At 60.5% G+C, this 26,326-nt stretch carries 25 protein-coding genes; 15 read left to right on the top strand and 10 right to left on the bottom strand.

Annotation, left to right across the window (positions count from 1 at the left end):
• Positions 1–60 precede the first annotated feature (60 nt).
• Entirely contained in the window at positions 61–1,413 is a 1,353-nt protein-coding gene (locus tag BTE54_RS01055; protein WP_003521030.1) for an EAL domain-containing protein, read from the top strand.
• 228 nt (positions 1,414–1,641) lie between these two features.
• Here the strand turns inward: BTE54_RS01055 and BTE54_RS01045 are convergent, their stop codons facing one another.
• From BTE54_RS01045 to BTE54_RS01030, 4 genes are read right to left on the bottom strand one after another with little or no spacing between them, the layout of a single operon-like run.
• Positions 1,642–2,529, bottom strand: coding sequence for an SMP-30/gluconolactonase/LRE family protein (locus BTE54_RS01045; protein WP_003521031.1), 888 nt, complete (start codon positions 2,527–2,529; stop codon positions 1,642–1,644).
• A 4-nt stretch (positions 2,530–2,533) separates the two neighbouring features.
• On the bottom strand, positions 2,534–3,163 hold the full coding sequence (locus BTE54_RS01040) for a 2-dehydro-3-deoxy-6-phosphogalactonate aldolase (RefSeq protein WP_003521032.1): 630 nt from the start codon (positions 3,161–3,163) through the stop codon (positions 2,534–2,536).
• A 17-nt stretch (positions 3,164–3,180) separates the two neighbouring features.
• A complete protein-coding gene (locus tag BTE54_RS01035; RefSeq protein WP_078051192.1) occupies positions 3,181–4,095 on the bottom strand; it encodes a 2-dehydro-3-deoxygalactonokinase in 915 nt (304 codons plus the stop codon).
• Positions 4,095–4,877 (bottom strand): SDR family oxidoreductase, encoded by a 783-nt coding sequence (locus BTE54_RS01030; RefSeq protein ID WP_198939044.1) that lies wholly within the window; start codon positions 4,875–4,877, stop codon positions 4,095–4,097. The genes BTE54_RS01035 and BTE54_RS01030 overlap by 1 nt, the downstream gene beginning before the upstream one ends.
• A 71-nt stretch (positions 4,878–4,948) precedes the next feature.
• On the opposite strand from BTE54_RS01030, the gene BTE54_RS01025 reads away from it, so the two are divergent.
• From BTE54_RS01025 to BTE54_RS00970, 12 genes are all read left to right on the top strand, one after another.
• Complete coding sequence (locus tag BTE54_RS01025) at positions 4,949–5,818, top strand: IclR family transcriptional regulator (protein ID WP_198939043.1); 870 nt, start codon at positions 4,949–4,951, stop codon at positions 5,816–5,818.
• 211 nt (positions 5,819–6,029) lie between these two features.
• The gene (locus tag BTE54_RS01020) at positions 6,030–6,770 is read left to right on the top strand and encodes an autoinducer binding domain-containing protein (protein WP_078051191.1); all 741 of its coding nucleotides are present in this window, start codon (positions 6,030–6,032) and stop codon (positions 6,768–6,770) included.
• A gap of 78 nt (positions 6,771–6,848) precedes the next feature.
• Positions 6,849–8,072, top strand: coding sequence for a CmpA/NrtA family ABC transporter substrate-binding protein (locus tag BTE54_RS01015; protein WP_078051190.1), 1,224 nt, complete (start codon positions 6,849–6,851; stop codon positions 8,070–8,072).
• Between the two features lie 118 nt (positions 8,073–8,190).
• Complete coding sequence (locus tag BTE54_RS01010) at positions 8,191–9,321, top strand: Mrp/NBP35 family ATP-binding protein (RefSeq protein ID WP_078051189.1); 1,131 nt, start codon at positions 8,191–8,193, stop codon at positions 9,319–9,321.
• A gap of 340 nt (positions 9,322–9,661) precedes the next feature.
• Positions 9,662–10,639, top strand: coding sequence for a magnesium transporter CorA family protein (locus BTE54_RS01005; RefSeq protein WP_198939042.1), 978 nt, complete (start codon positions 9,662–9,664; stop codon positions 10,637–10,639).
• Positions 10,640–10,735: 96 nt separating this feature from the next.
• Positions 10,736–12,574, top strand: coding sequence for a potassium transporter Kup (locus BTE54_RS01000; protein WP_333779989.1), 1,839 nt, complete (start codon positions 10,736–10,738; stop codon positions 12,572–12,574).
• 367 nt (positions 12,575–12,941) lie between these two features.
• A complete protein-coding gene (locus BTE54_RS00995; RefSeq protein ID WP_065654347.1) occupies positions 12,942–14,105 on the top strand; it encodes a cell wall hydrolase in 1,164 nt (387 codons plus the stop codon).
• A gap of 270 nt (positions 14,106–14,375) precedes the next feature.
• Complete coding sequence (locus BTE54_RS00990) at positions 14,376–14,741, top strand: AtpZ/AtpI family protein (protein ID WP_078051187.1); 366 nt, start codon at positions 14,376–14,378, stop codon at positions 14,739–14,741.
• 61 nt (positions 14,742–14,802) lie between these two features.
• Positions 14,803–15,552, top strand: a complete 750-nt coding sequence (locus BTE54_RS00985) for a F0F1 ATP synthase subunit A (RefSeq protein ID WP_003521045.1) — start codon at positions 14,803–14,805, stop codon at positions 15,550–15,552.
• A 72-nt stretch (positions 15,553–15,624) separates the two neighbouring features.
• On the top strand, positions 15,625–15,852 hold the full coding sequence (locus tag BTE54_RS00980) for a F0F1 ATP synthase subunit C (RefSeq protein WP_003494147.1): 228 nt from the start codon (positions 15,625–15,627) through the stop codon (positions 15,850–15,852).
• Positions 15,853–15,931: 79 nt separating this feature from the next.
• A complete protein-coding gene (locus tag BTE54_RS00975; protein ID WP_059760786.1) occupies positions 15,932–16,573 on the top strand; it encodes a F0F1 ATP synthase subunit B in 642 nt (213 codons plus the stop codon).
• Between the two features lies 1 nt (position 16,574).
• Entirely contained in the window at positions 16,575–17,060 is a 486-nt protein-coding gene (locus BTE54_RS00970; protein ID WP_020810758.1) for a F0F1 ATP synthase subunit B, read from the top strand.
• Positions 17,061–17,391: 331 nt separating this feature from the next.
• Here BTE54_RS00970 and BTE54_RS00965 read toward each other — a convergent pair whose 3' ends face one another.
• The 3 genes from BTE54_RS00965 to BTE54_RS00955 form a co-directional block, all read right to left on the bottom strand.
• Positions 17,392–18,567 (bottom strand): peptidase S41, encoded by a 1,176-nt coding sequence (locus BTE54_RS00965; protein ID WP_078051186.1) that lies wholly within the window; start codon positions 18,565–18,567, stop codon positions 17,392–17,394.
• An 82-nt stretch (positions 18,568–18,649) separates the two neighbouring features.
• Positions 18,650–19,303, bottom strand: a complete 654-nt coding sequence (locus BTE54_RS00960; protein WP_078051185.1) for a ribonuclease HII — start codon at positions 19,301–19,303, stop codon at positions 18,650–18,652.
• Between the two features lie 336 nt (positions 19,304–19,639).
• Positions 19,640–20,797 carry a PA0069 family radical SAM protein gene (locus BTE54_RS00955; protein ID WP_198939041.1) on the bottom strand — a complete coding sequence of 386 codons (1,158 nt, stop codon included), beginning with the start codon at positions 20,795–20,797 and terminating at the stop codon, positions 19,640–19,642.
• Positions 20,798–21,086: 289 nt separating this feature from the next.
• Here BTE54_RS00955 and BTE54_RS00950 point away from each other — a divergent pair, with 289 nt between their 5' ends.
• The gene (locus tag BTE54_RS00950; protein WP_003521054.1) at positions 21,087–21,605 is read left to right on the top strand and encodes a hypothetical protein; all 519 of its coding nucleotides are present in this window, start codon (positions 21,087–21,089) and stop codon (positions 21,603–21,605) included.
• A 14-nt stretch (positions 21,606–21,619) separates the two neighbouring features.
• Here BTE54_RS00950 and BTE54_RS00945 read toward each other — a convergent pair whose 3' ends face one another.
• Genes BTE54_RS00945 through BTE54_RS00935 form a run of 3 tightly spaced genes read right to left on the bottom strand, consistent with a single transcriptional unit; the run spans position 21,620 to position 24,743 of the window.
• Positions 21,620–23,053, bottom strand: a complete 1,434-nt coding sequence (locus tag BTE54_RS00945; RefSeq protein ID WP_078051184.1) for an FAD-binding oxidoreductase — start codon at positions 23,051–23,053, stop codon at positions 21,620–21,622.
• 50 nt (positions 23,054–23,103) lie between these two features.
• A complete protein-coding gene (locus BTE54_RS00940) occupies positions 23,104–24,081 on the bottom strand; it encodes an L-threonylcarbamoyladenylate synthase (RefSeq protein WP_078051485.1) in 978 nt (325 codons plus the stop codon).
• Between the two features lie 53 nt (positions 24,082–24,134).
• A complete protein-coding gene (locus BTE54_RS00935; protein WP_065654341.1) occupies positions 24,135–24,743 on the bottom strand; it encodes a DUF6656 family protein in 609 nt (202 codons plus the stop codon).
• Positions 24,744–25,075: 332 nt separating this feature from the next.
• Here BTE54_RS00935 and BTE54_RS00930 point away from each other — a divergent pair, with 332 nt between their 5' ends.
• Positions 25,076–26,320, top strand: a complete 1,245-nt coding sequence (locus BTE54_RS00930) for an aromatic ring-hydroxylating dioxygenase subunit alpha (protein ID WP_078051484.1) — start codon at positions 25,076–25,078, stop codon at positions 26,318–26,320.
• Positions 26,321–26,326 lie beyond the last annotated feature (6 nt).

The following is a 26,326-nucleotide window of genomic DNA, read 5'->3' as shown; positions in this document are numbered from 1 at the left end:
TTTTTTAATACTTGCCCTGCATTGTGAGCGCGGTCGACACAGGATTCACGAGATGCAGGAATGAAACGGGCAGAGCCGCAAACGTTGCAGGTCAGCCAGAACGAGCTGCAGGCGATGGCCTACAGCGACCCGCTGACGGGGCTCGGCAACCGCTACCGTCTGCGGGACAAGATTCGCATGCTTGCCAGCGAGCGCTCCAGCGATCCCGCGCCCTTCACGGTCGGCATCGCCAATATAGATGGCTTCAAACCCATCAACGATCTGTTCGGGGTGCAGGCGGGCGATGAAATCCTCTGCCAGGTCGCGCACCGGCTGAAGGCCTGCATTCCCGATGGCGCGGTCGTGACGCGCCATGACGGCGACGAATTCGCCTTCGTGCTGCCGCTGGTGTTCGAGCGCACGGGCGCCGAGCGCATCGGCAACATGATCAAGGACGTGCTTTCTGCCCCTTACGATCTCGGCGACCGCAATGTCCGCCTGTCCTCCTCCTTCGGTTTTGCCATCTATCCCTTCGCCGGCGATGAATTCGAGGATTTGCTGAAAAGCGCCGAGACGGCGCTCTATCGCTCCAAGAGACGTGGCCGCGGCCAGATCACGGTCTATTCGCGCGAAATCGCGCAGGAAATGAAGCGGGCGACGCAACTGGAACAGGCGCTCAGAAACGCCATCATCACCGATGCCATCGATGTGCATTTCCAGCCCATCGTCAGGCTGGAAGAGGCGAAGGTCATCGGTTTCGAGGCGTTGGCCCGCTGGAACGATCCGGACCTCGGTTTCGTATCGCCCGCTGTTTTCGTGCCGCTTGCGGAAGAGCGCGGTTTCATCGATGCGCTGTCGGAAGCTTTGCTCCGAAAGGCGGCAGAGGCGGCCCTGTTCTGGCCGCGTGAACTCTTCCTGTCCTTCAACCTCTCTTCCGCGCAATTGATGGACCCCAGCACGGCGGACAATATTCTCTCCATCCTCTCGCGTGTCGGTCTCGACCCGCACCGGCTGGAGCTTGAAATCACCGAAACGGCTGTCATGACTTCCGCCGATACCGCCCAGCGCATTATCAGCGAATTGCAGAGCGCCGGCGTTCGCATTTCGCTGGATGATTTCGGCACCGGCCAGTCGAGCCTCGGCCGCCTGCGCGATTTCACCTTCGACAAGGTGAAGATCGATCGCGCCTTCGTTTCTCGTATCAGCAGCGACCGCCCCTCGGAACATATCATCAAGGCCATCGTCGCCATGTGCGAAGGGCTCGATCTCGAGGTCGTGGCCGAAGGGATCGAAGAACGGGCGGAAGAGGAAAAGCTGCGCGCACTCGGCTGCGCCATGGGGCAGGGCTATTTCTACGGCCGCCCCGCCGATGCCGCCGCGACCCAGCGGTATCTGCACGAGAATTACCGCGAGATATTGTCGGATATTTCCTGAAAACCGGGTGACCATGAATGTGGGGCGAGGCAGCCCCCAACCCTCATTCCTGTGCTTGTCACAGGAATCCAGCCGACGCGCGTCTGCGCGGCGAAACGACTCCTTTCAGCCCAAGGACTTGGGCTGGCTAGATTCCTGTGACAAGCACAGGAATGAGGGAGGTCGTTTCGGGAACAACCCTTGCCAGAAGGCGCTCCGCGTTTTGTTGCGGGCGGCCTACGCCGCGCTTCACAACCGATAAAGCGGCTCGAACCGGCCCTTCACCTCAACCCCCAGCTCGAACGTCAACCCATGCTGCGGATTGGCGGCAATGGCGTCGTCGTCGAGATGTTCGCGCGCCGAGGTGACGAGAAGGCGCGATGCGTCGGGTCCGATGAAGGCCGGGCAGGTCGTCTGTCCGCCGGGCACCTCATATCGGGCGATGTGATTGCCGTCCGTATCGTAACGATCCACGGCACCCACGCCCCAGCGGGCGTTCCAGATATGCCCTTCGGCATCGCAGACCGACCCGTCGATGCCGCCTTTGATACCGGTGGAATCGATGAAGACTTCAGCCTTGCCTGCGGGAAGGCCGGTATCGGCATCGAGCGGCACCCGCATCAGCTTGTTCACCTTGGTATCGACGTAATATCCCGTCGCGCCATCGGGCGAGAAGCAGATCGAATTCGGAATGCTGATCTCGGCAAACAGCTTGGTCACGGTGCCCTTCGCGACATGATAGATGCTGCCCGCACCGGTCTCCGCCTTGCGGCCCATGGTGCCGATCCACAGCGCGCCGGAAGGGTGCATACGCCCGTCATTGGAGCGGTTGCCGGGCAAATCCTTTTCCAGCTCCGCATGCAGCGTCAGCACGCCGGTTGCCGTGTCGCGCAGGAAAAGCCCGTCATCGGAGGCGATCAACTGCTTGCTGTCGCTGACCTTGGCGAGCGCACTGCCCATGAAGGGCAAAGCGTGCACGGTCTTGCGGCCGGAGGCGAGATGCAGCTCATGCAGTTCCCGCTCGAGAATATTGAACCACCAGGCGGTGCCGGTCGCAGGGTCGAAGGTCGGGCCTTCGCCGAGCAGCATCGGCGTTTCATCCAGAACACGTCCGGCAAAGGGAAAAACAGTCGCCAAGCTCTTATCCTCCGATGGCTGCATCATAGGCTGAAAGTGTGACAGTGGCGCGTTCGCGCACCTCCGCCGCCGTCATGCCCGGCTTGTAAAGGCTGGTGCCAAGCCCGAAAGCCACGATACCGGCCGAGGTATATTCAGCGAAATTCTTGTCCGAGACGCCGCCGACGGCGGCGATGACCAGATCCTTCGGCAGGATCGTCCGGATCGCATTGATGCCGGCGGGGCCGATGATGCTGGCGGGAAAGAACTTCAGCCCCGTCGCACCGGCCTTCGCGGCCACCAGCGCCTCGGTGGGGGTGAGAACACCCGGCATCGTCACCATGCCCTTGACGCGCGCGGCGACGATCACATCGGCGTCGGCATTGGGGCTCACCATCAGCTTGCCGCCGGCCGCATCCAGCGAGGCCACGTCTTCCACGCTGAGCACGGTGCCCGCGCCGATCAGGCAATCGGCGGGCGCCATCTTCGCGGCGATCTCGATGGAGCGGAACGGATCGGGCGAATTGAGCGGGATTTCAATGGCCCGGAAGCCGGTTTCGATCAGCGCGCCGACGACGCCTTCGGTTTCCTCGGGTTTCAGACCGCGCAGGATGGCGATCAGCGGATATTTGATGGAAGGGAAGGGAATACGCATGGTCGATCTTTCTCTTCTTATGGCCAGATGGCATTTGCAGCGGCCAGCAATCCGCGCCGCACGGCCTCGTCTGCATCGATGACCGTATAATGAATATCAAGGGCGGTGAAGGCGCCTTCGTAAAGGGCGCCGAGCGCACCGGAACCGATCAGCACCACCGGTGTCTCGCGCCGGGCGGTGGAATGCGCGCCGGCGATTTCCAGCCCGATCATGATGCCGGAGAGCTTGGCCTTGGCGTCGGTGGCGGTGAGGCCGTGCAGCAATTGGCCGGAGCGAAGGGTGAAAAAGCGATTGGTCGCAAGCTGCGGATTGGCATAGATGTCGCGCACCGCCGCCGTGAAAGCCGCATGCTCGCCGGTAAAGGCTTCGGCCTCGGCCACCGCATGGGAAAGGATGGTCTGTTTCGAGACGACTTCGAAGAGTTCGCCGGTCATGAACGTGGCGAAGCCGGTCACGCCGCCATCCTTCACGGTCACCCATTTGGAATGGGTGCCGGGCATGCAGACAAGTTTCTCACCGGCGTCCGAGGAGGCGAGAGCGCCGAGCAATTGCGTTTCCTCGCCGCGCATCACGTCGGGCGCGTTTTTATCCCGCTGCGCCAGCCCCGGCAGAATGCGCACATCCCGCGCCTGGCCCGGCACGCGAACCGCGCCATCGAGAACCGCCGAAAGCGATGCCGGCACATCGATATAACCCGCCTCGACCCAGCCCTGCCGCGCGCCTGCCATGCCGCAGACGAGAACCGGCGAACCTTCCGGCGCGCCGATGGCGTCGAGATGCGATTGCAGCACATCGGCAAAACCGGTCCGCATGGCGGTGGTCATGCCTTCCGTGCTTCTGCGCTCCGCCAGCACCGCGCCCGATCGGCTCATGAGCCAGAGCCGGAAACTGGTCGTGCCCCAGTCGACGGCGATGAAAGCGGGTTCAGACATTATAGGAGGCCTCCGTCTACGATTATGGATTGCGCCGTGATGGCGCTCGATGCCGATGATGCGAGAAACAGGCACGGGCCCGCCAGATCGGCGGCGACGAGCGTGCGTTTCAGACATTGCCGCGCGGTGGTGGCGGCAATGCCCTCATCCGTCAGCCAAAGTTCCTTCTGCCGCTCCGTCACGATCATGCCGGGCAGCAGCGTGTTAACGCGGATGTTTTCCGGGCCCAGCCGGCCGGCGAGGCTTTTCGTCAGCCCGATAATGCCGGCCTTGGCCGCCGCATAGGAGGGCAACTCGCCCATGTTGAGCAGAAACGAGATGGACGAGAAATTGACGATGGAGGCGTCCTTCGACTGCCGCAGATAGGGCAGGGCTGCCTGAACCGTGAAGAACATCTGCTTGAGATTGACTGCTTGATTGGCGTCCCAATAGGCCTCCGTCACTGTGTCTATGTCGTGGCGGTCGTCCCAGGCGGCGTTGTTGACTAGCACCTTGATGCCGCCGGTGGCGGAGGCCGCGGCCTCCACCGTCTGTCCGATCGCCGCAATATCGCGAAGGTCGGTTTTGAAGAAGTGGACGGGATGCTTCGTCGTTGTCGCAAGCCGCTTGACGAGCGCCAGGCTCGGCTCTTCGGCGATATCGATGAACGAAACCTTCGCGCCCTGCATCGCAAAGGCTTCCACCAGCGATGCCCCGATGCCGGAACCGCCGCCGGTGACGAGCACGCCCGCATCCTTGAGGTCCGGAAATTGGGCTTGCGTCATCGGCATCATCTCGTCCATGAAAGGCTTGATTGTTCCATTATTTGGAACTATATTTTACTAAATGGAATTATTCTCTTGGCGTCACGCTTATGTCAAGGCAGATGATGGTGGATGTTGCCATGCCCGATAATAAAAAGCCCAATCGGCAGAAGCCTGATGCGGTTACGGTGATGCAACGGAAAGCCGGAGTTGAGACGGGCACGCTCGGCAAGGCCGTCTCGTTGCTGGAGCTGATCGCCTTTGCTGAAAAACCGATGCGCTTTACCGATGTGGTCGAAGCCTGCGGCCAGCCGCGCGGCACGGTTCACCGCCAGCTCGCCCATCTCGTTGCCGAAGGCCTTGTCGATCACGCTGCCGATCAGACCTATGCCGTGGGGCTGAGGTTGCTGCAACTGGCCGCGAAAGCCTGGAGCGGCAACGACCTGCGCAGCGTCGCGGCTCCCCATCTGGCGGCGTTGCAGGAGGTGACCCAGGAGTCGGTGCATCTCGCCGTGCTGAACGGCAGGCAGGTCACCTATCTCGACAAGATGGAGGGGCAGCATACATTGCGCATGCATTCGCAGGTCGGCAAAACCTCGCCAGCCTATTGCACCGGGGTGGGCAAGGCGGCGCTGTCGCTGCTCTCCGCCGACGATCTGGCGCAGCTGGCCACGGAGCTGGATTTTCATCGCTTCACGGAAAGCACGCTCACGACGCCGGAAGCGCTGATGGCGGAGGTGGCGACCATTCGCGACAACGGCTACGGGTTCGACCTTCAGGAGCACGAGATCGGAATTCACTGCGTCGCAGCACCCGTCCGGGCGCCCGGCCGCAATTTTCGCGCGGCGATTTCCGTCACCGGTCCGGCCTATCGCGTGGATGTGGAGCAGCTTCGCAAATGGGCCCCCCTGGTGCGCGAGACCGCCGACAGGATTTCCGACGATCTAGCCTGCAGATTATCCCCGGTTGCGGATGGTTGAAGAAAACAGGGCGCGCAGTCCCTGGATTTGCCCGTCCGGAACCGCCGGCCATGCACCCATTCTTATGCGTTCGACATTATTTTCGACTATTATGAATTAAGTTTTCAACTTTTGTTTGCATGAATCGTTTTGCTGAGTAACATCCGCAACGATTTCCGGGCAAGGGCGGGCCTTTGCGGCGGCATTTTCTCATTCTCGAAGAACAGCTTTGATGCAGAAAACAGAGACGGCCGCCGTTCAGTCGATTGGTGTTGATTGCGTTCGCGAGATCGCCGATCTCAACACGCAGTTCGATATATTCCGGTTTTTGAAACGGCTGACGGAGGCCTGGGAATTCAAGGCTTTCATGGTACTCGACCTGTCTTCGGAAGTGGCGAGCGAACTGTCGCAATATACGATCATCACCAGCTGGCCGGCCGAGCTTCTGCAGCGTTACGATGAAGAGGGCATGCTCCAGACCAGCCGGGTGATGGCGCAGTTGAAAAAATCGACCGTGCCCTTTTCCGTCTCCATGGATTTTCTGGTCAGGGGCGACGGAGAAATCGCCAGGAAAACCGTAATCAACCTTTTCGAACGGTTCGAAATGATCAATTCGGTCTGGTTCCCCGTTCACGACATCACCATGCGACGGGGCGCGGTATCCTTTTCCGGCAACAAGACGGCTGTGCCCGCCAGCCGGCTTGCGGAGCTTTTTTACATTTCCAGCCATGTCTTTGCCCGGCTGTCTGAAATCCGCCGCCTCGATCTCAGGGTTCCCGAAACCTTGAGCGAGCGGGAGATTGACTGCCTGAACTGGACCGCCGCCGGCAAGACCAGCGCCGAAATCGCTGAAATCATGATGCTGTCGGAACATACCATCAATCATTACCTGAACCGTGCGACGAAAAAACTCGACACGGTCAACCGCACCCAGGCCGTCGCAAAAGCGCTGCGGGTCGGCCTGATAAAATAGCGAAATCTTAATTTTATCATTGTGATAAACCGCTTCCTGGGCGATCCTCTTTTCGAATCACCGGAAAGGAGAAATCGTTTGCCGGAACGGCATAAGGTAAAAGCAGGATTTTCTCCGACTATCGATTGCGCCGTGCTGATAGCCGCTGCCGAAAAAGGCTTTGCTGCCGATGAAGGCATAGAACTCGAACTTTTCCGAAAACAGTCCGCCCGCGCCGTGCTTGCGGCGCTTGGCGAGGATGGCGTTCACGTCGCGCATCTGCCCGCTCCGGTTCCCGTCGGCTCCGCTGTCGGCCTCGATGACCTGCCGGCCGATATTGTCGGCGTTTTCACGCTTTCGCTCGGTGGATCCGCAACGACCGTTTCCCACGGATTTTATGACGAGCTCTACCGCGAAGGGCTGAAGCTGCCGGACCCGGCGACTTTTGGACGCGCCATGGCCCGTGTCTGCGCCGCGCGCCGGGCGGCGGGGAAAAATCCGCCGGTCTTTGCGGTCGAGGATATCGTCTCCACGCCGTTTTATGCGCTGCGTTACCTGCTCGGAAGCTGCGGCGTGCTGCTCGGCCGGGATATGGAAATCGTCGAGGCCCTGCCGAAGGCGATGCCGGCGCTCCTGGAAAGCGGCGAGGTCGATGCGCTCTGTACCGCCGAACCCGCGGGCAGCGCCGTGGTGCTCGGCGGCGCGGGCCGGATCGTCACCACCGGGGCGTTGATCTGGCATAATGCGCCGGAAAAGATACTGGCTGCGAAGAAGCGCTGGGTGGAGGACAATCCCGCCCTTCTGGAAGGGCTGCTGCGTGCCCTTTACCGTGCCGGCGAATGGTGCGCCAATGCCGCCAATATCGAGGAACTGGCCGGCATCCTCGCCGCCCCTCAATATATGGATGAGAACGGCGAATTCCTGCTGCCGGCGCTGACGGGCTATATTTCAACCTCGCAGCGGGACATGCAGCGTTTTCAGGAGTTTTTCGTGACCAGCGCCAAGGCCGCCAATTTTCCATGGCAGAGCCAAGCCCTGTGGTTCTTCAGCCAGATGTTGCGCTGGGGCGAGGTTTCCGCCGATTACCGGTTCGATCCCGCCGTGGTGGAGGCGGCCCGCAACGCCTACCGGCCGGATATTTTCCGCAAGGCGATGAAGCCGCTTTTCGTGCCGGTGCCGGGTGCTAATCTGAAGCTCGAGGGCACGCTGCGCGAGCCTGTTCACGTCGGCGCATCGCGAACGGGTCTGGTGCTCGGCCCCGACTGTTTTTTCGACGGCCATGTTTTCGATCCGGAAACGCTGGCGATGGACGACGAAATCTGAAACCGCAGCGTTAAATCGTCGCGAATGCCGGACTGTCGCGCTTTGGCATTGGCGAAGCGCTCCGGCTTCTCTATGGATGGCACGCAATACCGGTCGGATGATGAAGCGGAGCAGGAATATGGCAGAGGTCAGCAAGAGCCAGGTGGAAAAGGCGCTGGAAGCGGTAATTTATCCCGGCAGCGGCAAGAGCATCGTCGCACTCGGCATGGTCTCGGAAATCTTCATCGCCGATGCGAAGGCCTATTTCTCGATCACTGTCCCGGCCGACAAGGCTGCGGAGATGGAGCCGCTGCGGCTTGCCGCCGAACAGGCGGCCAAAAGCGTGGAAGGTATCGTCGGCGCGGTCGTGGCGCTGACGGCCGACCGCAAGCCTGGCCAGCAGCAACCCGCACCCGCGCGCCCCGCCGCCGCAACCGGCCGGCCGGCCCAACAGCCCGGCTCCTCGAAGGTCGGCGTTCCGGGTGTGCGGGCCATCATCGCCGTCGCCTCGGGCAAGGGCGGGGTGGGCAAGTCGACGACCGCGGTCAATCTGGCGCTCGGTCTTCAGGCCCTCGGCCTCAAGGTCGGTATGCTCGATGCCGATATTTATGGCCCTTCGCTGCCGCGACTGCTGAAAATTTCCGGCCGCCCGCAGCAGCAGGAAGACCGCATCATTCTTCCCATGGAAAATTATGGGCTGAAGGTCATGTCCATGGGCTTTCTGGTGGATGAGGAAGCCGCGATGATCTGGCGCGGGCCGATGGTGCAGTCCGCCCTGATGCAGATGCTGCGCGAAGTGGCCTGGGGCGAACTGGATGTGCTGGTGCTGGACATGCCGCCCGGCACTGGCGATGCGCAGCTGACCATCGCGCAGCAGGTGCCGCTCGCCGGCGCCGTCATCGTTTCCACGCCGCAGGATCTGGCGCTGATCGACGCACGCAAGGGCATCACCATGTTCCGCAAGGTGGAGGTTCCGCTCCTGGGCGTCATCGAGAACATGAGCTATTTCATCGCGCCCGATACCGGCGCGCGCTACGATATTTTCGGCCATGGCGGCGCGAAGGCGGAGGCTGAAAGGATCGGCGTGCCCTTCCTCGGCGAAGTTCCGCTCACCATCTCCATCCGCGAAATGTCGGACGCTGGAACGCCGGTCGTCGCCGCCGAGCCCAATGGCCCGCAGGCCGCGATCTATCGCGATATTGCCGAAAAAGTCTGGGCGCGCATCGGTGCGGGCGAGAGAAAAGCGGCGCCGAAGATCGTTTTCGAATAGCGCGGCAATCACGGACACAAAATCGGGCAGGTGTCTGCCCGCTTTGAATAATCCTTTGAAAACAGAAGACTAATCGCCAGTATCGGGCAGGCTTTCCGGATTTGAGCTGCAGAAATGCTTCGCCTGCAATGCTGTCGAGAAAAAATATTGCTTGATTGCATCTCGCTTTGGGCGCATACGCCTGCGCCGTTTGGCTCTTGGTCCATCGGGCTAGCGAGATTGTGAAAATCCCGCTCGTTCCGGCGTTCCCTGAAGTGTCGTCCAAGGGTTTGCCGAGCGCAAACAGGATATGTTAAGCAGCATTGCGGCTGAAGCCTGCAATGTGGAGCGGAGAAACGGATTGATAAAAGCCTATCGCGCCAATTGCGAGGCGATCAGCCTGTCGTCTAACGACGGCTCCGGACAGATTCCCGACGACATCGTCTGGATCGATCTCGTCAATCCGGACAGGGCGGAAGAGCAGCATGTGGAAAAGCTGCTGGGCGTGGAACTGCCGACGCGCGAAGACCTGAAGGATATCGAGCCTTCCAGTCGTCTCTATATGGAAGACGCCAATGTCTTCATGACCGCGTCTCTGGTATGGAAGGCGGATTCGGATGATCCCCGTCTCACCGACGTCGCCTTCGTTCTGGTTGGCAAGCGTCTGGTGACAATCCGTTATGCCGAGCCGAAATCGTTCCACCTTTTCATTGCCGCCATTACCCGCGCGCCGCACGAAATGCGCAGCGGCACGGCGCTGCTTTTGAAGCTGCTCGAAACGATCGTCGACCGCACGGCTGAAATTCTCGAAAACTCGGTCGCCGGCATCGACAATCTCGCTGCCGACATTCTCGGCAGCCAAGCTCGTTCCAAACGCAAGGCGCCGCGCTATCTCGAAGACCGCCTCGGCAACATCGCCGCCTATCACCGGCTGATATCGAAGGTCCGCGTGAGCCTCGCATCTCTGGCGCGCCTGCAGACCTTTCTGTCCACCAGCGATCAGGTGCGCGAAGACAAGGGTGCGCGGGAGCAGGGCAAGTCGATCGGCCGCGATATTCAGTCGCTGAACGAACATGCCTCCTTCGTTTCCGGCAATCTGACCTTCCTGCTGGACGCCTCGCTTGGTATCATCAACATCGAGCAGAACAGCATCATCAAGATTTTCTCCATCGCTTCGGTGGTGTTCCTGCCGCCGACGCTGGTGGCCTCTGTTTATGGAATGAACTTTCAGCTCATGCCGGAGTTGAACTGGACATTCGGTTACCCACTCGCGCTCATCGTCATGCTGATGTCCGCCATCATCCCGTTTCTCTTTTTTCGTTGGAAGGGCTGGCTCTGAGGAGCCAGGATCATCATGTCCCAGATCGCTGACAAGGATGTTGCCGAGAAACCGGATGCGGATGACGAGCACAAGAACAAGGGGCTTTACGCCGCAATCCTTGGTTCCATCGGCGTCGTTTATGGCGATATCGGCACCAGCCCGCTCTACGCCTTCCGCGAGGCGCTGCGGCCCATCGCCTATGACGGCGTGACGCAGGAAGAAGTCATCGGCCTCACATCGCTGATGATCTGGTCTTTGACCATCATCGTCACCTTCAAGTACATTACCCTGCTGCTGCGCGCCGACAATGACGGCGAGGGCGGCACGCTGTCGCTGCTGGCGCTGCTGATGAAAACGGCGGGCACCCATCGCGGCGTTCTCATCGTACTCGGCCTCATCGGCGCGGCGCTGTTTCTGGGCGACGCCATGATCACCCCGGCGCTATCGGTGCTTTCGGCGGTGGAGGGCCTGAAGCTCGTCACGCCGGAAATGGACGCCTTCATCATCCCGATCTCAGTCGGCATTCTCATCGGCCTTTTTGCCATCCAGTCCCACGGCACGGGCACGGTGGCGAAATTCTTCGGACCGATCACTGCCGTCTGGTTCATCGTCATGGGTCTGGCCGGTCTCCTTCATATTGCCGATGATTTCAGCATCCTCTTCGCCTTCAACCCGTGGCATGCGGTGGAGTTTCTGGCCAGTGAAGGCTTCTACGGCATCGTTGTGCTTGGCGCGGTTTTCCTGACGATTACCGGGGCGGAAGCGCTTTACGCCGATCTCGGCCATTTCGGCCGCCGTCCCATCCAGTGGGCGTGGTTCTGTCTGGTTTTCCCGGCATTGACGCTGAATTATCTCGGGCAGGGCGCGCTGGTGCTGAAAGACCCGGCGGCGATGTCCAATCCCTTCTACCTGATGTTCCCGCAATGGGCGATCCTGCCGGCCGTCATTCTGGCGACTGCCGCCACCATCATCGCCAGCCAGGCGGTCATAACAGGTGCGTTTTCGCTCGTGCGTCAGGCGATCCATCTCGGCTACCTGCCGCGCATGGAAATCCTCTTCACCTCGGAAACCAATACCGGGCAGATTTACCTGCCGGCCGTCAACACCATCCTGCTGTTCGGCGTTGTGGCGCTGGTGCTCACCTTCAAGAGTTCGGATGCGCTGGCCACCGCTTATGGTATTTCCGTCACCGGCGCGATGGTCGTCACCAGCCTGATGTTCTTCGAATTCGTGCGCAAGCGCTGGCAATGGTCGGTCTGGCTGGCCATTGCCGTGCTGGCTCCGCTTCTGGCGCTGGAGCTGATCTTCCTCGGCGCGAACCTCTTGAAGATTCACGACGGCGGTTATGTGCCGGTGCTGCTGGCAATTGCCTTCACCGTCATCATGACCACCTGGCAGCGCGGTTCGAGAATCCTCTTCGCCAAGACCCGCCGCACCGATGTGCCGTTGAAGGCCTTCGTCGCCTCTGTGGAAAAGGAAAGCCCGCATGCGCCGGTGCGCGTGCCCGGCACCGCCATCTTCCTCACCGGCGATCCCGAGACGGCGCCGGCCGCACTGTTGCACAATCTCAAGCATAACCACGTGCTGCACGACAAGAACGTCATCCTGACGATCCGCACTGAAGACCAGCCCCGCGTTCATCCTGCCGAACGATATACGCTGACAAAACTGAGCGACCGTTTCGCCGTGGTCGAACTGCATTTCGGCTTCATGGAAACCCAGAATGTCACCCAGGCGCTGGGGTATCTTCGGCGCACCGGCTACAAATTCGACATCATGTCGACCTCGTTTTATCTCGGCCGCCGCAAGCTGGTGCCGGACCCGAAATCTGGCATGCCGGGCTGGCAGAACCGCCTGTTCATCGCGCTCGCCGAAACCGCCGCCGATCCGTCCGATTATTTCCGTCTGCCGGCCAACCGCGTGGTGGAACTGGGTTCGCACGTCGTCGTCTGATGAAGTGGGCATGCCCTCAATGTAGCTGGGCGGTCTCCTTCTTTCCGTCATACCGGCCTTGAGCCGGTATCCAGCCAGCCCAAGTCGTTGGGCTGAAAGGAGTCTTTACGCCGCGCCGACGCGCGTCGGCTGGATTCCGGCTCGAGGCCGGAATGACGGATGTGGAGATGCCCTGCGGGACAGTTATGATCGGCACAAGCGAACTCGACGCCACGCCACGCGCATTAGAAGATGGTTACACATTAACGTGAAGCCGCGTCCACGCGCGGCGTTAACCAAGCATCAAGGTTAATAAGAGATTCTCGAACACCTGTAGCAAATATGGTTGTCGGTGTTCGGAGTGCTGGTTTTGCGTTCGAAAAGAGTAATGCGTCGTCGGTCCCCCGTGTCCCTTCAGGGGTGGGCGTCAAAATGGACCTCGCCCGTCGTCTTCGGCCTTGCCGCCTGGCTCGTTTTTCCCTCCCTCGCTGCGCGCGCGGATCTGGCCTCGCTTCTGGCTGGTCTGGACAAGGGCGGCGAGCAATGGCGCATGGTGCTGACGGCCTCTCCGGCGGGCTCGGTGCACAATGCCTCGCTTACCTTTAACGATGCGGCAGGGGAGGCGGCGCTGCACGGCGGCGGCATGACCCTGCCCAATGGCAGCAAGGTCGCCTTCGTCACCAACAAGAAGGGTGAGGCAACGACGCCCGACAGCGAGCGCGTCAACCGCGCCGCGAAGAAGGGTCGCATCGTCGCCACCGAAATCATGCAGCCGCCCAAGGCCTTCACCGCCGGTTCCGTCCTGCAGCGCACCAGCATGCTGGATATCGAGCCGCTGAAGCGCAAGGACCGCACCGCTTTCGTCAAGCCGAAGCGCGGCAAGGACGTGGAACTCGCCTCCTTCTATTTCCGCCGTGAGGAAAAGAAGGCGGACAGAAGCGTCTCGCCGATGCTGGCCGAACTCATCACCAATCGCACGCCGGATATTCTCGCCACGGCCTATGCGCCGGCCGAACCGGATTTCGCCCGCGAGTCGCCCTTCGACGCCATTCTCAAAAAGCCCGAGGCTGGCCGTTTCGTGCCGCAGATCGCCGAGGACGACCACGCCTGGGCAGCCACCCCGCTGCCCGCCACCGTGTTTTCCGCAGCCGAACAGCAATGCCTTGCCTCCGGCATCTATTTCGAGGCGCGCGGAGAATCGGTGAAGGGGCAGGCGGCGGTGGCGCAGGTCATTCTCAATCGCGTGCGCAATCCCGCCTATCCGAAAACCATCTGCGGCGTCGTCTATCAGAACAAGGACTGGCGTAACCGCTGCCAGTTTTCCTTCGCCTGCGACAATATCAAGGACCGCGTGAATTCCGAACGCCACTGGAAAATGGCGCGCGAAGTGGCCATGGCCACCACCGCCGGCAAAATCTGGATGAAGGAAGTGGGTTCGGCAACCCATTATCACGCCGTTTATGTGCGTCCCGCCTGGGGCCGCACGATGAAGAAGGTCGGCAGAATCGGATTGCACGTCTTTTACCGTACCTATGGTGGCGGCTGGAGCTGATACCACCGCCGATTTGTCGCATTTTGCGTGTCAAAAATGCCGATTCCTTTGCGAAACATCGCGGTCAAACAGCGATTTGAGGTCAAGCTGTTGTTTTTGCGTGATTAATTTGTGCTGCAACAACCGTCGCCAGTGCCTTGACTAGAGAAGCCCCTAAAACTATGTTGCGCGCGACTTCAGAGCGGGCTGGAACAGGCTTAATCCGTCACCGTTTACAACTCCAAAGGGTTCTGGCATGGCTGGAACGGAGAAAATGGGTGGGATTTTAAGATGACTGGCAACCGTGACGATAGTCTGGACGAGCGCCGCAAGCGCCTTGCTGACGAGTTGGCCAAGGTGAAGGCGGAGGATGAGGCGGAAGTGAGGGCGGAGACCAACGCTGCGGAAAGCCGGAAGGGCTTTGCGATGGCGGTTAAGCTCTCATCGGAGTTCATTTCGGCCATCGTGGTCGGCGCTATGCTGGGTTATCTTCTGGACTATTTTGCCGGCACGTCGCCGTGGGGGATGATCGTTCTTCTTCTTCTCGGTTTCTGCGCAGGCGTATTGAATGTGTTGCGCTCGACCGGCGCGGTGGCCAAGCCGCCGCTGCTGGAGAAGGCGGACAGACGAGACGAGGGTGGAAAACGCGGCCTCTAGGGCTGTTTTTCCTTACATTTGAGATGCCGCAATGTGCGGCGACAGGTAAAGAGGGCAGCCGGTGGCAAACGATCCGACCCATCAGTTCTTGGTGCAGCCGATCATTCCGATCGAAATTGGCGGCGTCGATTTTTCCTTCACCAATGCGTCGCTCTTCATGGTCGCGACCGTGGCTGCTGCTTCGGGTTTCCTTTATTTCGCAACGTCGAACCGCGGTCTGATCCCGACCCGCATGCAGTCCGTTGCTGAAATGTCCTACGAGTTCATCGCCTCCATGCTGCGCGAAGGCGCCGGCAAAAAGGGCATGGTGTTCTTCCCCTTCGTATTCTCGCTGTTCATGTTCGTGCTGACGGCCAACCTTCTCGGCATGTTCCCGTATTTCTTCACGGTCACCAGCCAGATCATCGTCACCTTCGCGCTCGCCTGCCTCGTCATCGGCACGGTCCTGGTTTACGGTTTCTGGAAGCATGGCCTGCATTTCTTCGGCATCTTCGCCCCCTCGGGCGTGCCCAAGGCGCTTTTGCCGCTTGTGGCGTCGATTGAAATGATCTCGTTCCTGTCGCGCCCGATCAGCCTTTCGGTTCGTCTCTTCGCGAACATGCTGGCCGGCCACATCACTCTCAAGGTTTTCGCAGGCTTCGTCGCCTCCATGAGCGCGCTCGGCGCGCTCGGTGTCGGCGGTGCTGTCCTGCCTCTCATCATGACGGTCGCCATGACCGCTCTCGAATTTCTCGTTGCCTTCCTGCAGGCTTATGTCTTCGCGGTACTGACTTGCATGTACCTGAACGACGCCGTGCATGGTGGTCACTGAGAAGTAAAGTCGCTGGCCCCGGCAACGGGCGTCAAAAACAGCCGCAACAACCAATATCTCAAGGAGTCTCACATGGAAGCGGAAGCAGCAAAGTACATCGGCGCAGGTCTCGCATGCCTCGGCATGGCTGGTACGTCCCTCGCACTCGGCCGTATCTTCGGTGATTACCTGTCCGGCGCACTGCGCAACCCCTCTGCTGCCGACAGCCAGTTCGGCCGTCTGGTATTCGGCTTCGCCGTTACGGAAGCTCTGGGCATCTTCTCGCTGCTCGTTGCTCTCCTTCTCCTGTTCGCTGTTTAATATCGGCATCAGGTCTGGATCACGGCCCGCAAATGGCGTGCCGTGATCTTTCGCATTTGCAGTACCCCTGGAGGTGAGCATGTTCGTGACCGAGGCTTATGCCCAGTCAGCACCGACCGTAGGTGAAACGCATACGGAAACTCCGGCTGTCGGCCAGCCGCAACCGGAAGCCACGCACACGGAAACCGGTGTGGCGCACGGCGCCGAACACGGCGCTTCCGGCGTATTCCCGCCGTTCGATCAGTCTACTTATGCATCGCAGGTTCTCTGGCTGGCGATCACGTTCGGCCTTTTCTACCTGCTCATGCAGAAGGTCATCGTTCCGCGCGTCGGCGGCATTCTCGAAAACCGCCACGGACGCATTGCACAGGATCTCGATGAAGCGGCACGGCTGAAAAGCGAAGCCGACGCTGCCGTCGAAACCTATGAAAAAGAACTCGCGGCAGCCCGCGCCAAGGCAGGTTCCATCGGCGCTGCGGCCCGTGACGCCGCAAAGGCGAAGGCCGATGCCGACCGCGCCGCTATCGAAGCCGGTCTTGCTGAAAAGCTCGCCGCCGCCGAAAAGCGCATTGCCGGCATCAAGGAACAGGCATTCGCCGATGTCGGCGCAATCGCCGAAGAAACCGCGACCGCCATCGTCGACCAGCTGGTCGGCGCCAAGGTCAAGGACACGGATGTGAAGGCAGCGATTGCCGCCGCTTCGAACGTGAAGGGAGCCTGATATGGCATTTGATGCATCATTTTTCGCTCTCGTCGGTCTCGTCCTCTTCTTCGTTCTGGTCGCCTATCTCAAGGTTCCCGGCATGCTCGCCAAGTCTCTGGACGAGCGCGCCCAGAACATTCAGGACGAGCTGGCCGAAGCCAAGCGCCTGCGCGAAGAGGCCCAGCACCTGCTGGCCGAATATCAGCGCAAGCGTAAGGAAGCAGAAGCCGAAGCCGCAGGTATCGTTGCCGCCGCCGAGCGCGAAGCCGCAGCCCTGACGGAAGAAGCCAAGCAGAAGACGGAAGAATTCGTCGCCCGCCGCACGGCCCTTTCGGAGCAGAAGATCAAGCAGGCCGAAGACGACGCCATCGGCGCCGTCCGCGCCGCCGCCGTGGATATCGCCATTGCCGCTTCCGAGAAGCTCATTGCCGAAAAGACCACCGCCGCCGCAAAGGCCAAGCTTTTCACCGCCACGATCGGCGAAGTGAAGTCGAAGCTGAACTGAGATTTATCTCGGTATTGTTCAAAACCCCTCCGGCGCAAGCCGTGAGGGGTTTTTCGTTTGAGGTGGAAAAGCTGGTTCGGGATATGGTGCCGCCTGCGCTATGGAAATGCGGCATGCGCTCCAGCAGGCCTCCCTCGGAGGTGGCGGTGATCGGCTCTAGTGTTTTTGATGCTGAATGTCGGATTGCGTTTCCGCTTTGCGCCAGAAGCGGACGGATGAAGTGTGCATCGCCTGATTGCCGCGGCGCCGAAAGCGAAGGCGGCCATTCCATGCCTGGCGCAGCATTTTCCAAGGGTCGACCGTCAACAGTGTGGGCTTAGCCGCCGTTCGTCTAATCGTTCAGACTCTTTAGAACTTGTTGATAGAACGCGCCTTGTGCATTCTCAGCAGTAGACCTTACGATCCATTCCCAATCCAAATTCAGTTTTCCTAGCGGGACCAGTTGCTGCGCGATCTCAACCGGTGTGGTCTCGTCGCTGGTTCCGTTCTCCCAGTCGTGAAAGGCCGATGAGTATCGAACGACCGCTCCGCTGATCGGCAAATCCAGCAACCCTCCCTCGGCAAAAAACCTCAACCCGTCGCCCATTTCTTCCCCGATAAGTTTGAGCCTACGTCCCAAACGATGTTTGAGGATGGCTACGAACACTATCGCTGCGGAAAACGTGAATTTGTCGACAAGCACAGCAACCTGCCCGCCTGCGTTTTCAGAGATGGCGTCGATCAAGGGCATCGTTTGAAGGAAGTCGCCACCCGTGTTTCCGCGAACGTCAATCAAGAGTTTTTTGTTCGGGCAGGTGCTTACATGCTCCGCTGCACCAGAGATGGCCTTCGGCAGCGCAGTTTCGCCTGGATCGAAGAAACTTGGCAATGATATTGAAAGCCCAAGCCCCTGCCAGTCCTTGATCTCCACAAATCTCTCGGGCTTCCAGGCCGGATCAGCCTTGCCATGCTCGTTTCTCGGGTAGAGCATCGATGCAGGAACCGTATGCCCGTTCTCCACTTTCAAATCGGTTATTCGCCCATTCTCGTCTTTCACGCGATATTCGGTCGTATTCTCTTTTGAAGAAAAACCGAGATGGGCCAACGCATACGGCCATGCCAGAAGAATCGGTCCGATGACCCGCTTCCTCTGGCGCGTTCCCGCCAGAAATTTCTCTGCGGCGGCTTCAATATGGCCCAAAGGTCTGCCGTTGACTGCTATCAGCTCTCCTCTTGGCGCAGTCGTTTCCAGTGCCGTGTCAGTTAACTGCACCACCGTTCCGAGGCTGACAAACCTCAGCGGGAGCACCGAGATGGAATCGTTCGGGATCATCCGTGTGTGTCCGTTGTCGGGAAGTGCGAGCAGGCGCATCGCGGAGAACAGAAAGGCCTCTTTGGAGCCCTCCAAAGCGTATCGTCGAGTGTCACAAATGCAGCTGTCTATCGTCGCCTGTTCGATCCGCCGAAAACTGGGATCGGTTGGCAGGACAGTTTCCAGAATTTTCTCGAGGTCTTGCGTCAGGGACATGATTTACGGTGCACATAGTTGCTCGTCGATGTCCAGATCGGGTCGATAGCGGAGGTTCTGGCTGGAACTCCATTATTTGTCATCAATCCCGCTTCAGCGGCCTGAAGCTCATCCGGTGCAGCGGGCAAGGCCCGTGGCTTTCGATGGCGCGCAGGTGGGCTGGAGTGCCGTAACCAGCATGGCCTTCAAAGCCGTAGGATGTGTGCACCACACCCGCGCGTTCCATCATCCGGTCGCGGGTCACTTTGGCGATGATCGAGGCGGCGGCGATGGAGAGGGAGCGGGAATCGCCCTTGATGACGGCTTTGGCCTCGCAGGCGATGCCGGGCGGGCGGTCGCGGCCGTCGGCCAAAACGAGGGCAGGGAAGATTTCGAGACCGAGCACGGCGCGGCGCATGGCGTCGAGGCTGGCGCGCAGGATATTCATGCTGTCGATCAGGCCGGGGCCGGAAGAGGCGACGGATACGATCGAGGTTTCCATGATCTGTACGAACAGGCTTTCCCGCTTCTGCTTCGTCAGCTTCTTGGAATCGTCCATCCCCTCAGGAATATTGTCCGGATCGAGAATGACGGCGGCCGCAACCACCGGTCCGGCCAGAGGTCCCCGTCCTGCCTCATCCGTGCCGGCCACGGGCCAGAGGCCCTTCTTTTTCGCTTCCAGTTCGAAGGAAAAATCCGGACCGGTATCGGCAATATCAAAAAGAGCAGGAGAATCGGGTGTGGCCGTGCGTTTCATGCGGCGAAACTGGCACACACACCCGATCTCCTGCAAGCCCCCGGAAGCGGGCGATGACGGGCGCGGTGAGCCGGGGTCAAGGGGCGTGGCTCGCCGTGCCCCGAAGGTCATCATGACCTTTGATCCTCCAACGGGGCGGCGGAGGAAAAACGATCGCACGCGAGGCGGCGGTTCCGGGAGCGATGTCCGGCGGGCCAGGGAAAACCCACCGGGCATGTCGTGGGAGCGTGGCCAGTCTAAAAAAGAGGCCGCCGCTTCCTGTCATGTTCTGCCTGATATCGCCGCACGTTCCGTATGGTGCTTCGATCAGGCGGAGTTGTTTTCAGCCTCGGTCTTTCAAAGCAGCGACAATTGCACGCCTGCACCGCCCGGCGGCACGAAGAGATCGTCGCGCAGATGGATGCCGCGGCGGATGAGGCCGAGCCTTTTTGTCGCCATCTCGAAACGCCTGCCGATCTGCCAGGCATAGGGGCCGGCGCCCTTCATGCGTTTTCCGAATTCCGCGTCGTAATCCTTGCCGTCGCGCATGGAGCGCACCAGCGACATGACATGACGGTAGCGGTCTGGATAGTTGCGCAGCAGCCAGTCGCGGAACAGCGGGCTCACCTCCAGCGGCAGGCGCAGCAGCACGTAGGACGCTTCGGTGGCGCCGGCGGCCTTGCCGGCCTCGAGAATACGCTCGATCTCATGATCGTTAAGCGCCGGGATGACCGGCGCAATCATAACGGCCACGGGAATGCCGGCCTCGGTCAGCGCCTTGACGGCTTCCAGCCGCTTCTCGGGCGTGGCGGCGCGCGGTTCCATGTTGCGTGCAAGCTTCCGGTCCAGCGTGGTGACGGAAATACCGACCTTGGCTAGCCCCTTTTTGGCCATGGGCGCCAGAATATCGATATCCCGCTTGATCAGCGCCGATTTGGTGACGATGGCGACGGGATGATCGGCTTTGGCCAGCACTTCCAGTATCTGCCGCATGATGCGCCATTCGCGCTCGATCGGTTGATAGGGGTCGGTATTGGTGCCGATGGCGATCACCCGCGGCTTGTAGCCCGGCTTTGCCAGTTCCCGTTCCAGCAGCTTCGCCGCATCCGGCTTGGCGAAAAGCTTGGCCTCGAAATCCAGCCCGGCCGAAAGCCCCATATAGCTGTGCGTTGGGCGCGCAAAGCAATAGATGCAGCCATGTTCGCAGCCGCGATAGGGATTGATGGAGCGGTCGAAGGGAATGTCGGGCGATTCATTGCGTGTGATGATGCTGCGCGGCTTTTCCACCTGCACCTCGGTGCGGAATTCCGGCATGTCCTCGAGAGTCTGCCAGCCATCGTCGAAAACCTCGTGCTGCAGGGTCTCGAAGCGTCCATCCGGGTTCAGCCCGGCGCCACGGCCGCGACGGCGGTCGATCTCAATGCGCAGGCCGGATGCATCGGCCAGCGCATTGGCAATATCCGGCATATGGCTCGGCTGGAAGGCAGCCTGCCCCGAAAGCGTATGGTTTCTCATCTGGATGCTCCCAGGACGCCGCACGCCTCTCAAGGCCCGCTCAACGCCCTAAACCGTTTCCATCCGGACAGGCTTTCAACCGCCTTCCGAATGATTAAATTCCTACATCAGGAATGAGAACAATACAAGAACAAAATTGCAAATTCGGCCGTTCTTCAGAGAAGGATGGGTGACCGCGACGGGCAGGGCCACGTCGGAGGCCGTGCGGTCGGTGGGCATGGGAAGCCGCGTATTTTTACCGCGATGAGCATAGTGGCAATTTATTGTGCGATGCGTTAGAGCTATGCAGATGTTGACAGTCATAATGGAATGCCGGGATCACGAGCCGGAACTGGCGCACACATTGTCTGCGCTTGTAACCGGGGCCGTGGAAGGGCTTGTAAGCGATGTTGTGATCCTCGATCACGGTTCGCGCGATGGATCGTCGCGCGTCGCCGATGCCGCCGGTTGCCGTTTTTATGGGCAGTGGGATATCGAAGACGTCGTGAAGTCCGCACGCGGCGGCTGGCTGCTTCTGATCGAGCCGGGCGCGCGCCCGCAGGCGGGCTGGATCGACGAGATTCTCGAATATGTGGCGATCTGCGCGCAGCCGGCCCGTTTCTCGCCCTCTCGCTATCACCGGCGCAATGTCTTCAGCCGTATGCTGCGACGTATTCCGCCATTGGAACATGGGTATCTTCTGCCGAAGAAGCATGCCGTGTCGATTGCGAAATCGGGCATGAGCCTGACGCAATTTGTCGGCGCGCAGAAACCGCGCCGGCTGAATGCGGAAATGGTGCCCGCCTGGGCGCTGCGGGCCTCGGCCTAACCTCGGGGCCTGCTTTACCCGGCCAGAACCTTGCCGGGGTTCATGATGCCGGCGGGATCGAAAGCGTGCTTGATGCGCCGCATCAGTTCCATTTCGATGCCGGGGCGGATGGCGGCCAGTTCGTCGCGCTTCAATTGCCCGATGCCGTGTTCGGCCGAAATGGAACCGCCCAGCGACAGCACGATGCCATGCACGATCTCGTTCATGTCCCGCCAGCGGCCAATGAATTCGGCCTTGTCGGCACCCACCGGCTGGGAAATATTGTAGTGAATATTACCGTCGCCCAGATGTCCGAAGGCGCAGACGCGGGCGCCGGGTATGGCGGCAAGAACCGCCTTTTCCGCCGTCGCCATGAATTCCGGTATTTTCGACACCGGAACGGAAACATCGTGCTTGATCGAGCCGCCTTCGGGTTTCTGCGCCTCCGACATGCTTTCGCGCATGTGCCAGAGCGCCTGCCGCTGCGCTTCGGACGCGGCGATCACCGCATCCTGAACCAGCCCGGCCTCGAAACCGCGCTCCAGCAGCGATTGCATCATGCTATCTGCCGTTTCGGCCGAGTCGGAGGTGGAAATATCGATGAGCGCGTACCAGTCATGCGGCTGTTCCAGGGGATCGCGCACGCCGGGAATATGCCGCGCGGTGAATTCGACGCCGATTCGCGGCATGAGTTCGAAACCGGTCAGCGCCGTGCCGCAGAGATTGGAAGCCATCTCGAACAGCTTCAGCGCATCTTCGGTGGAGCTGAGACCAGCGAAGGCCACCTGATGGCCGAGCGGTTTCGGGAAGAGTTTCAGCACCGCGCCGGTGATGATGCCAAGCGTTCCTTCGGAACCGATGAAGAGATCGCGCAGATCGTAACCCGTATTGTCCTTTTTCAGCCGGCGCAGCCCGTTCCAGATTTCGCCAGTCGGCAGCACCACTTCCAGCCCAAGGCAAAGCTGGCGCATATTGCCATAGGCGAGCACCGCCGTGCCGCCGGCATTGGTGGCGAGATTGCCGCCGATGCGGCAGGACCCTTGAGAGCCGAGCGACAGCGGGAACATCCGCTCCACGGAATCAGCAGCCTTGTGGATGTCATCGAGAATGCAGCCGGCATCGGCGACGATGATATTGGCGACCGGATCGATATCGCGAACGCGGTTCATGCGCTCCAGCGACAGAATGATATCTGTTCCTTCGGCGCGTGGCGTCTGGCCGCCCACGAGGCCGGTATTGCCGGTCTGCGGCACGATGGCGGTGCCGGTCTCGCTGGCCAGCTTCAGGATGGCAGCAACCTCTTCAACCGAACCGGGCTTGATGAGCAGCGGCGAGGCGCCGCGATAAAGCCCGCGATTTTCCACCAGACGCGGCGCCATTTCCGCCGGGTCGCGGACCGCGTTTTTTTCGCCGACAATGGCGGCAAAGCGGTCGAGGATGTCGGAGGAGGGGATGGCGGTGGTCGTCATGGGCGGCGTCTCGCTGTCTTTTGAAACATGGGCGAAAGGATTGGGTGCCGTCAGCCTCGCGGCGCGGCGGCGCGGGAAAGGCGGTCGTTGATCGCCTCTCCAAGACCGTGGGTAGGAATGGCGGTGATGGCGATCATGTCTGCGCCGCTTGCATCGGCGGCTTTCAGATAATCGAACAGATTGGCGGCGGCCTCGGAAAGATCGCCGGAAGGGCTGAGATCGAGCACGGTGCGCGCCGTCTCTTCGCCGGCAACGGTGATGCCGCCGAAGCGGATCAGCGCTTCGCCCGGCAGAACCGATGTGGCGTGAAGGCGCACGGCCGCACCCGGCGCGTAATGCGAGGCCAGCATTCCCGGCGCTTCAATGGCGGCGGCTGCTTTTTTCGGCCGTTCAAGCCGTTTGCCGGCAATGCGCTCTATGTCCGCGGTAACGATGCCGCCGGGACGAAGCAGCCGCACCCGGCCATCCTCTTCCACCTTGACGATGGTGGATTCGACACCGACAGCGGCCGCGCCGCCATCGAGAATGAGATTGATCTTCTGGCCGAGATCCGCCTCCACATGGGAGGCACTTGTCGGGCTGATCTTGCCGGAACTATTGGCGCTGGGGGCGGCGAGCGGCCTGTCGAAACGGCGGATAAGATCGCCGGCAAAACCCTGCGGCACACGAATGCCGACCGTATCGAGGCCGGCTGTCGCCAGCGAATGAATGTCGCTCGCCGGTTTCAGCGGCAGCACCAGCGTCAGCGGGCCCGGCCAGAAGGCTTCTGCCAGCTTTAGCGATATGGGGTCGAAGACGGCGTAACGTTCGGCCATGGCGATATCGGCCATGTGGCAGATCAGGGGGTTGAACTGCGGCCGGCCTTTTGTCTCGTAAATGCGGGTAATCGCCGCCGGATTGGTGGCGTCGGCGGCAAGGCCGTAGACGGTTTCCGTCGGCAGGGCGATGGGCTGACCGGCGGCAAGCTCCGCCACGGATGCCTGCAGGGCCGTTTCCCGCTCTTTCTCTATATCGATATGACGCGCCATGATGCTGCCTTTCAGGGCGGTCAATAGCGTATTTCAGAGGCCTATGGAAAGTTTTATATCGCCTTGATGATCCTGCGCATCTCCTCGGACCGCGCGCCGAGCATGAGCACGTTTTTCAGCGCCACCCGCGGATCGTGGGTCTGGAACAGCAGGCCGCCGCGATGCACGGAGGTATCGACGGCGAGTTCCTGATCGGGAAGCGCGTTGATGGCGACGGCGAAATACATCCGGGAATAGCGCGCATCGATATTTTCGAAGAAGTTTTCGGCCCCGCTCAGCTCAGCGAAGAAATTCGCGAAATAGAAGGACCAGAGCACATGGCGCTCGGCATCGAAGCTGGTTTTCGCCGCCGTGACGTGACAATAGCCGAGATGCGGCCGGTCATTGAGCAGATGGTGAAAAACCATCTTGGGAAAACGGATGGACTGGTGAAAGCCGTTCAGACGGCTATGGGTGGCATCGGCGGCAGCTTCCAGCTTTCGCCCGGTCAGCGCAGCCACTTCGTCATGGCTGTAATAGACGCGTTCTTTCGGCAGCCATCGTTCTTCATAACGGCTGATACGCCCTGTGCGCAGGAAATCGGAATGCGCGGTCTTCGAGCGTATCGGTGTGACCGAATGCCTGCTCGCATCGAAATAGCGTATGCGTGTCGCCTTCTCCACCGGGAACACCCTCGTTGCTGTCGATCCGGCAAGATAATTTAGGGCGCGTTAATACTCCGTTGCGCCGCATCCCCCGTTTTCTAACGGGTGGGGAGCAGGACGCGCGCCATCATGCGTCATATTGCGACGTCATTTCCGTCATTGAATAGCTGTTGGATTTCCCAGCGGAATGGGCTGAGAGGGCGAATTGAGCATGTCGCAATTTGTCGCCAATGCGGAAGGTAATGTCGCTGTTTGTGCTGCCGCAAATGAGCGCCGGTGTTTAGATGAGCACATGCTTCCGCAACCCCGCAAATGGTGTCGGGCAGGGCGGTTTGATCGAGGATTTGGCCATGGAATTGCGTGATACCGTATTGCGCCAGCTGAAAAACCGCCGCGAAGGCTTCAGCCTGGAACAGCCCTTCTACACGGACCCGGATTATTTCAAGCTGGATATGGAAACGATCTGGTATCGCGACTGGCTGTTTGTCGGCCATGATTGCGAAGTGCAGAAATCCGGCAGCTATTTCACCGTGCAGGTCGGGGCCTATTCCGTGGTCATCGTTCGCGGCCGTGACGGGCAGATCCGCGCCTTCCACAATTCCTGCCGCCATCGCGGCTCGCGCGTCTGCACCACACAGAAGGGCCAGTCTGCCCGCCTCGTCTGTCCCTATCACCAGTGGACCTACGATCTCGACGGCAAGCTGCTGTTTGCGCGCCATATGGGCGAAGAGTTCGACAAGGGCGATTTCGGCCTGAAGCCGGTCGCCTGCGAAACCGTCGCCGGTTACGTCTTCATCTGCCTTGCCGATCAGCCGGCCGATTTCGAGCCCATGCGCAAGGAAGTCGAGAGCTACATGGCGCCGCACCGCATCTGGGAGGCGAAGGTCGCGCATGAGAGCACGATCATCGAAAAGGGTAACTGGAAGCTCGTCTGGGAAAATAACCGCGAGTGCTACCATTGCGCCGCCAACCATCCGGAACTCTGCCGCACCTATCCCGAAAACCCGAGCGTCACGGGAACGGACGGCGGGGCGAGCGATCCCGAGATCGGCGGCCACTGGGCGCGCTGCGAGGCCGCCGGCCTGCCGAGCCGTTTCAAGATCGACCCAAAGGGCCAGTTCCGCGTCGCCCGCATGCCGCTGATCGGCGAGGCGGAAAGCTACACCATGTCCGGCAAGCGCGCCGTGCGCCGGCCGCTGTCTGACGATGTCAGCATCAGCCATATCGGCGCGCTGCTCCTGTTCCATTATCCGACGACCTGGAACCACTTCCTCGGCGACCACACCATTTCCTTCCGGGTGCTGCCGCTCAGCGCCACGGAAACCATGGTCACCACCAAATGGCTGGTGCACAAGGATGCCGTCGAAGGCGTGGACTACGATCTCGAGGACCTCACCCATGTCTGGAACGAGACCAACGATCAGGACCGCCGCATCGTCGAGGAAAATGCCTTCGGCATTCGTTCCCCCGCCTATGAGCCGGGCCCCTATTCCATGGAGGACGAGGGCGGCGTGATGCAGTTCGTCAACTGGTACTCCGATTTCATGGTCGACCGGCTCTCCGGCGATAAGGCCCGGCTTTCGGCTGTAGCGTGATGCGAA

It is taken from the genome of Agrobacterium sp. YIC 4121, from assembly GCF_002008205.1.
Lineage (GTDB): Bacteria > Pseudomonadota > Alphaproteobacteria > Rhizobiales > Rhizobiaceae > Agrobacterium > Agrobacterium leguminum.
This window is presented reverse-complemented; position numbering and strand designations above follow the sequence as displayed.

Excerpts from the sequence above, each read along its gene's own strand:
- BTE54_RS01055 (WP_003521030.1), top strand. The coding sequence starts at position 61 with ATGAAACGGGCAGAGCCGCAAACGTTGCAGGTCAGCCAGAACGAGCTG.
- BTE54_RS01040 (WP_003521032.1), bottom strand. The coding sequence starts at position 3,163 with ATGCGTATTCCCTTCCCTTCCATCAAATATCCGCTGATCGCCATCCTG.
- BTE54_RS01035 (WP_078051192.1), bottom strand. The coding sequence starts at position 4,095 with ATGTCTGAACCCGCTTTCATCGCCGTCGACTGGGGCACGACCAGTTTC.
- BTE54_RS01030 (WP_198939044.1), bottom strand. The coding sequence starts at position 4,877 with ATGGACGAGATGATGCCGATGACGCAAGCCCAATTTCCGGACCTCAAG.
- BTE54_RS01025 (WP_198939043.1), top strand. The coding sequence starts at position 4,949 with ATGTCAAGGCAGATGATGGTGGATGTTGCCATGCCCGATAATAAAAAG.
- BTE54_RS01020 (WP_078051191.1), top strand. The coding sequence starts at position 6,030 with ATGCAGAAAACAGAGACGGCCGCCGTTCAGTCGATTGGTGTTGATTGC.
- BTE54_RS01010 (WP_078051189.1), top strand. The coding sequence starts at position 8,191 with ATGGCAGAGGTCAGCAAGAGCCAGGTGGAAAAGGCGCTGGAAGCGGTA.
- BTE54_RS00995 (WP_065654347.1), top strand. The coding sequence starts at position 12,942 with ATGCGTCGTCGGTCCCCCGTGTCCCTTCAGGGGTGGGCGTCAAAATGG.
- BTE54_RS00990 (WP_078051187.1), top strand. The coding sequence starts at position 14,376 with ATGACTGGCAACCGTGACGATAGTCTGGACGAGCGCCGCAAGCGCCTT.
- BTE54_RS00980 (WP_003494147.1), top strand. The coding sequence starts at position 15,625 with ATGGAAGCGGAAGCAGCAAAGTACATCGGCGCAGGTCTCGCATGCCTC.
- BTE54_RS00975 (WP_059760786.1), top strand. The coding sequence starts at position 15,932 with ATGTTCGTGACCGAGGCTTATGCCCAGTCAGCACCGACCGTAGGTGAA.
- BTE54_RS00970 (WP_020810758.1), top strand. The coding sequence starts at position 16,575 with ATGGCATTTGATGCATCATTTTTCGCTCTCGTCGGTCTCGTCCTCTTC.
- BTE54_RS00965 (WP_078051186.1), bottom strand. The coding sequence starts at position 18,567 with ATGTCCCTGACGCAAGACCTCGAGAAAATTCTGGAAACTGTCCTGCCA.
- BTE54_RS00960 (WP_078051185.1), bottom strand. The coding sequence starts at position 19,303 with ATGAAACGCACGGCCACACCCGATTCTCCTGCTCTTTTTGATATTGCC.
- BTE54_RS00955 (WP_198939041.1), bottom strand. The coding sequence starts at position 20,797 with ATGAGAAACCATACGCTTTCGGGGCAGGCTGCCTTCCAGCCGAGCCAT.
- BTE54_RS00950 (WP_003521054.1), top strand. The coding sequence starts at position 21,087 with ATGTTGACAGTCATAATGGAATGCCGGGATCACGAGCCGGAACTGGCG.
- BTE54_RS00945 (WP_078051184.1), bottom strand. The coding sequence starts at position 23,053 with ATGACGACCACCGCCATCCCCTCCTCCGACATCCTCGACCGCTTTGCC.
- BTE54_RS00940 (WP_078051485.1), bottom strand. The coding sequence starts at position 24,081 with ATGGCGCGTCATATCGATATAGAGAAAGAGCGGGAAACGGCCCTGCAG.
- BTE54_RS00930 (WP_078051484.1), top strand. The coding sequence starts at position 25,076 with ATGGAATTGCGTGATACCGTATTGCGCCAGCTGAAAAACCGCCGCGAA.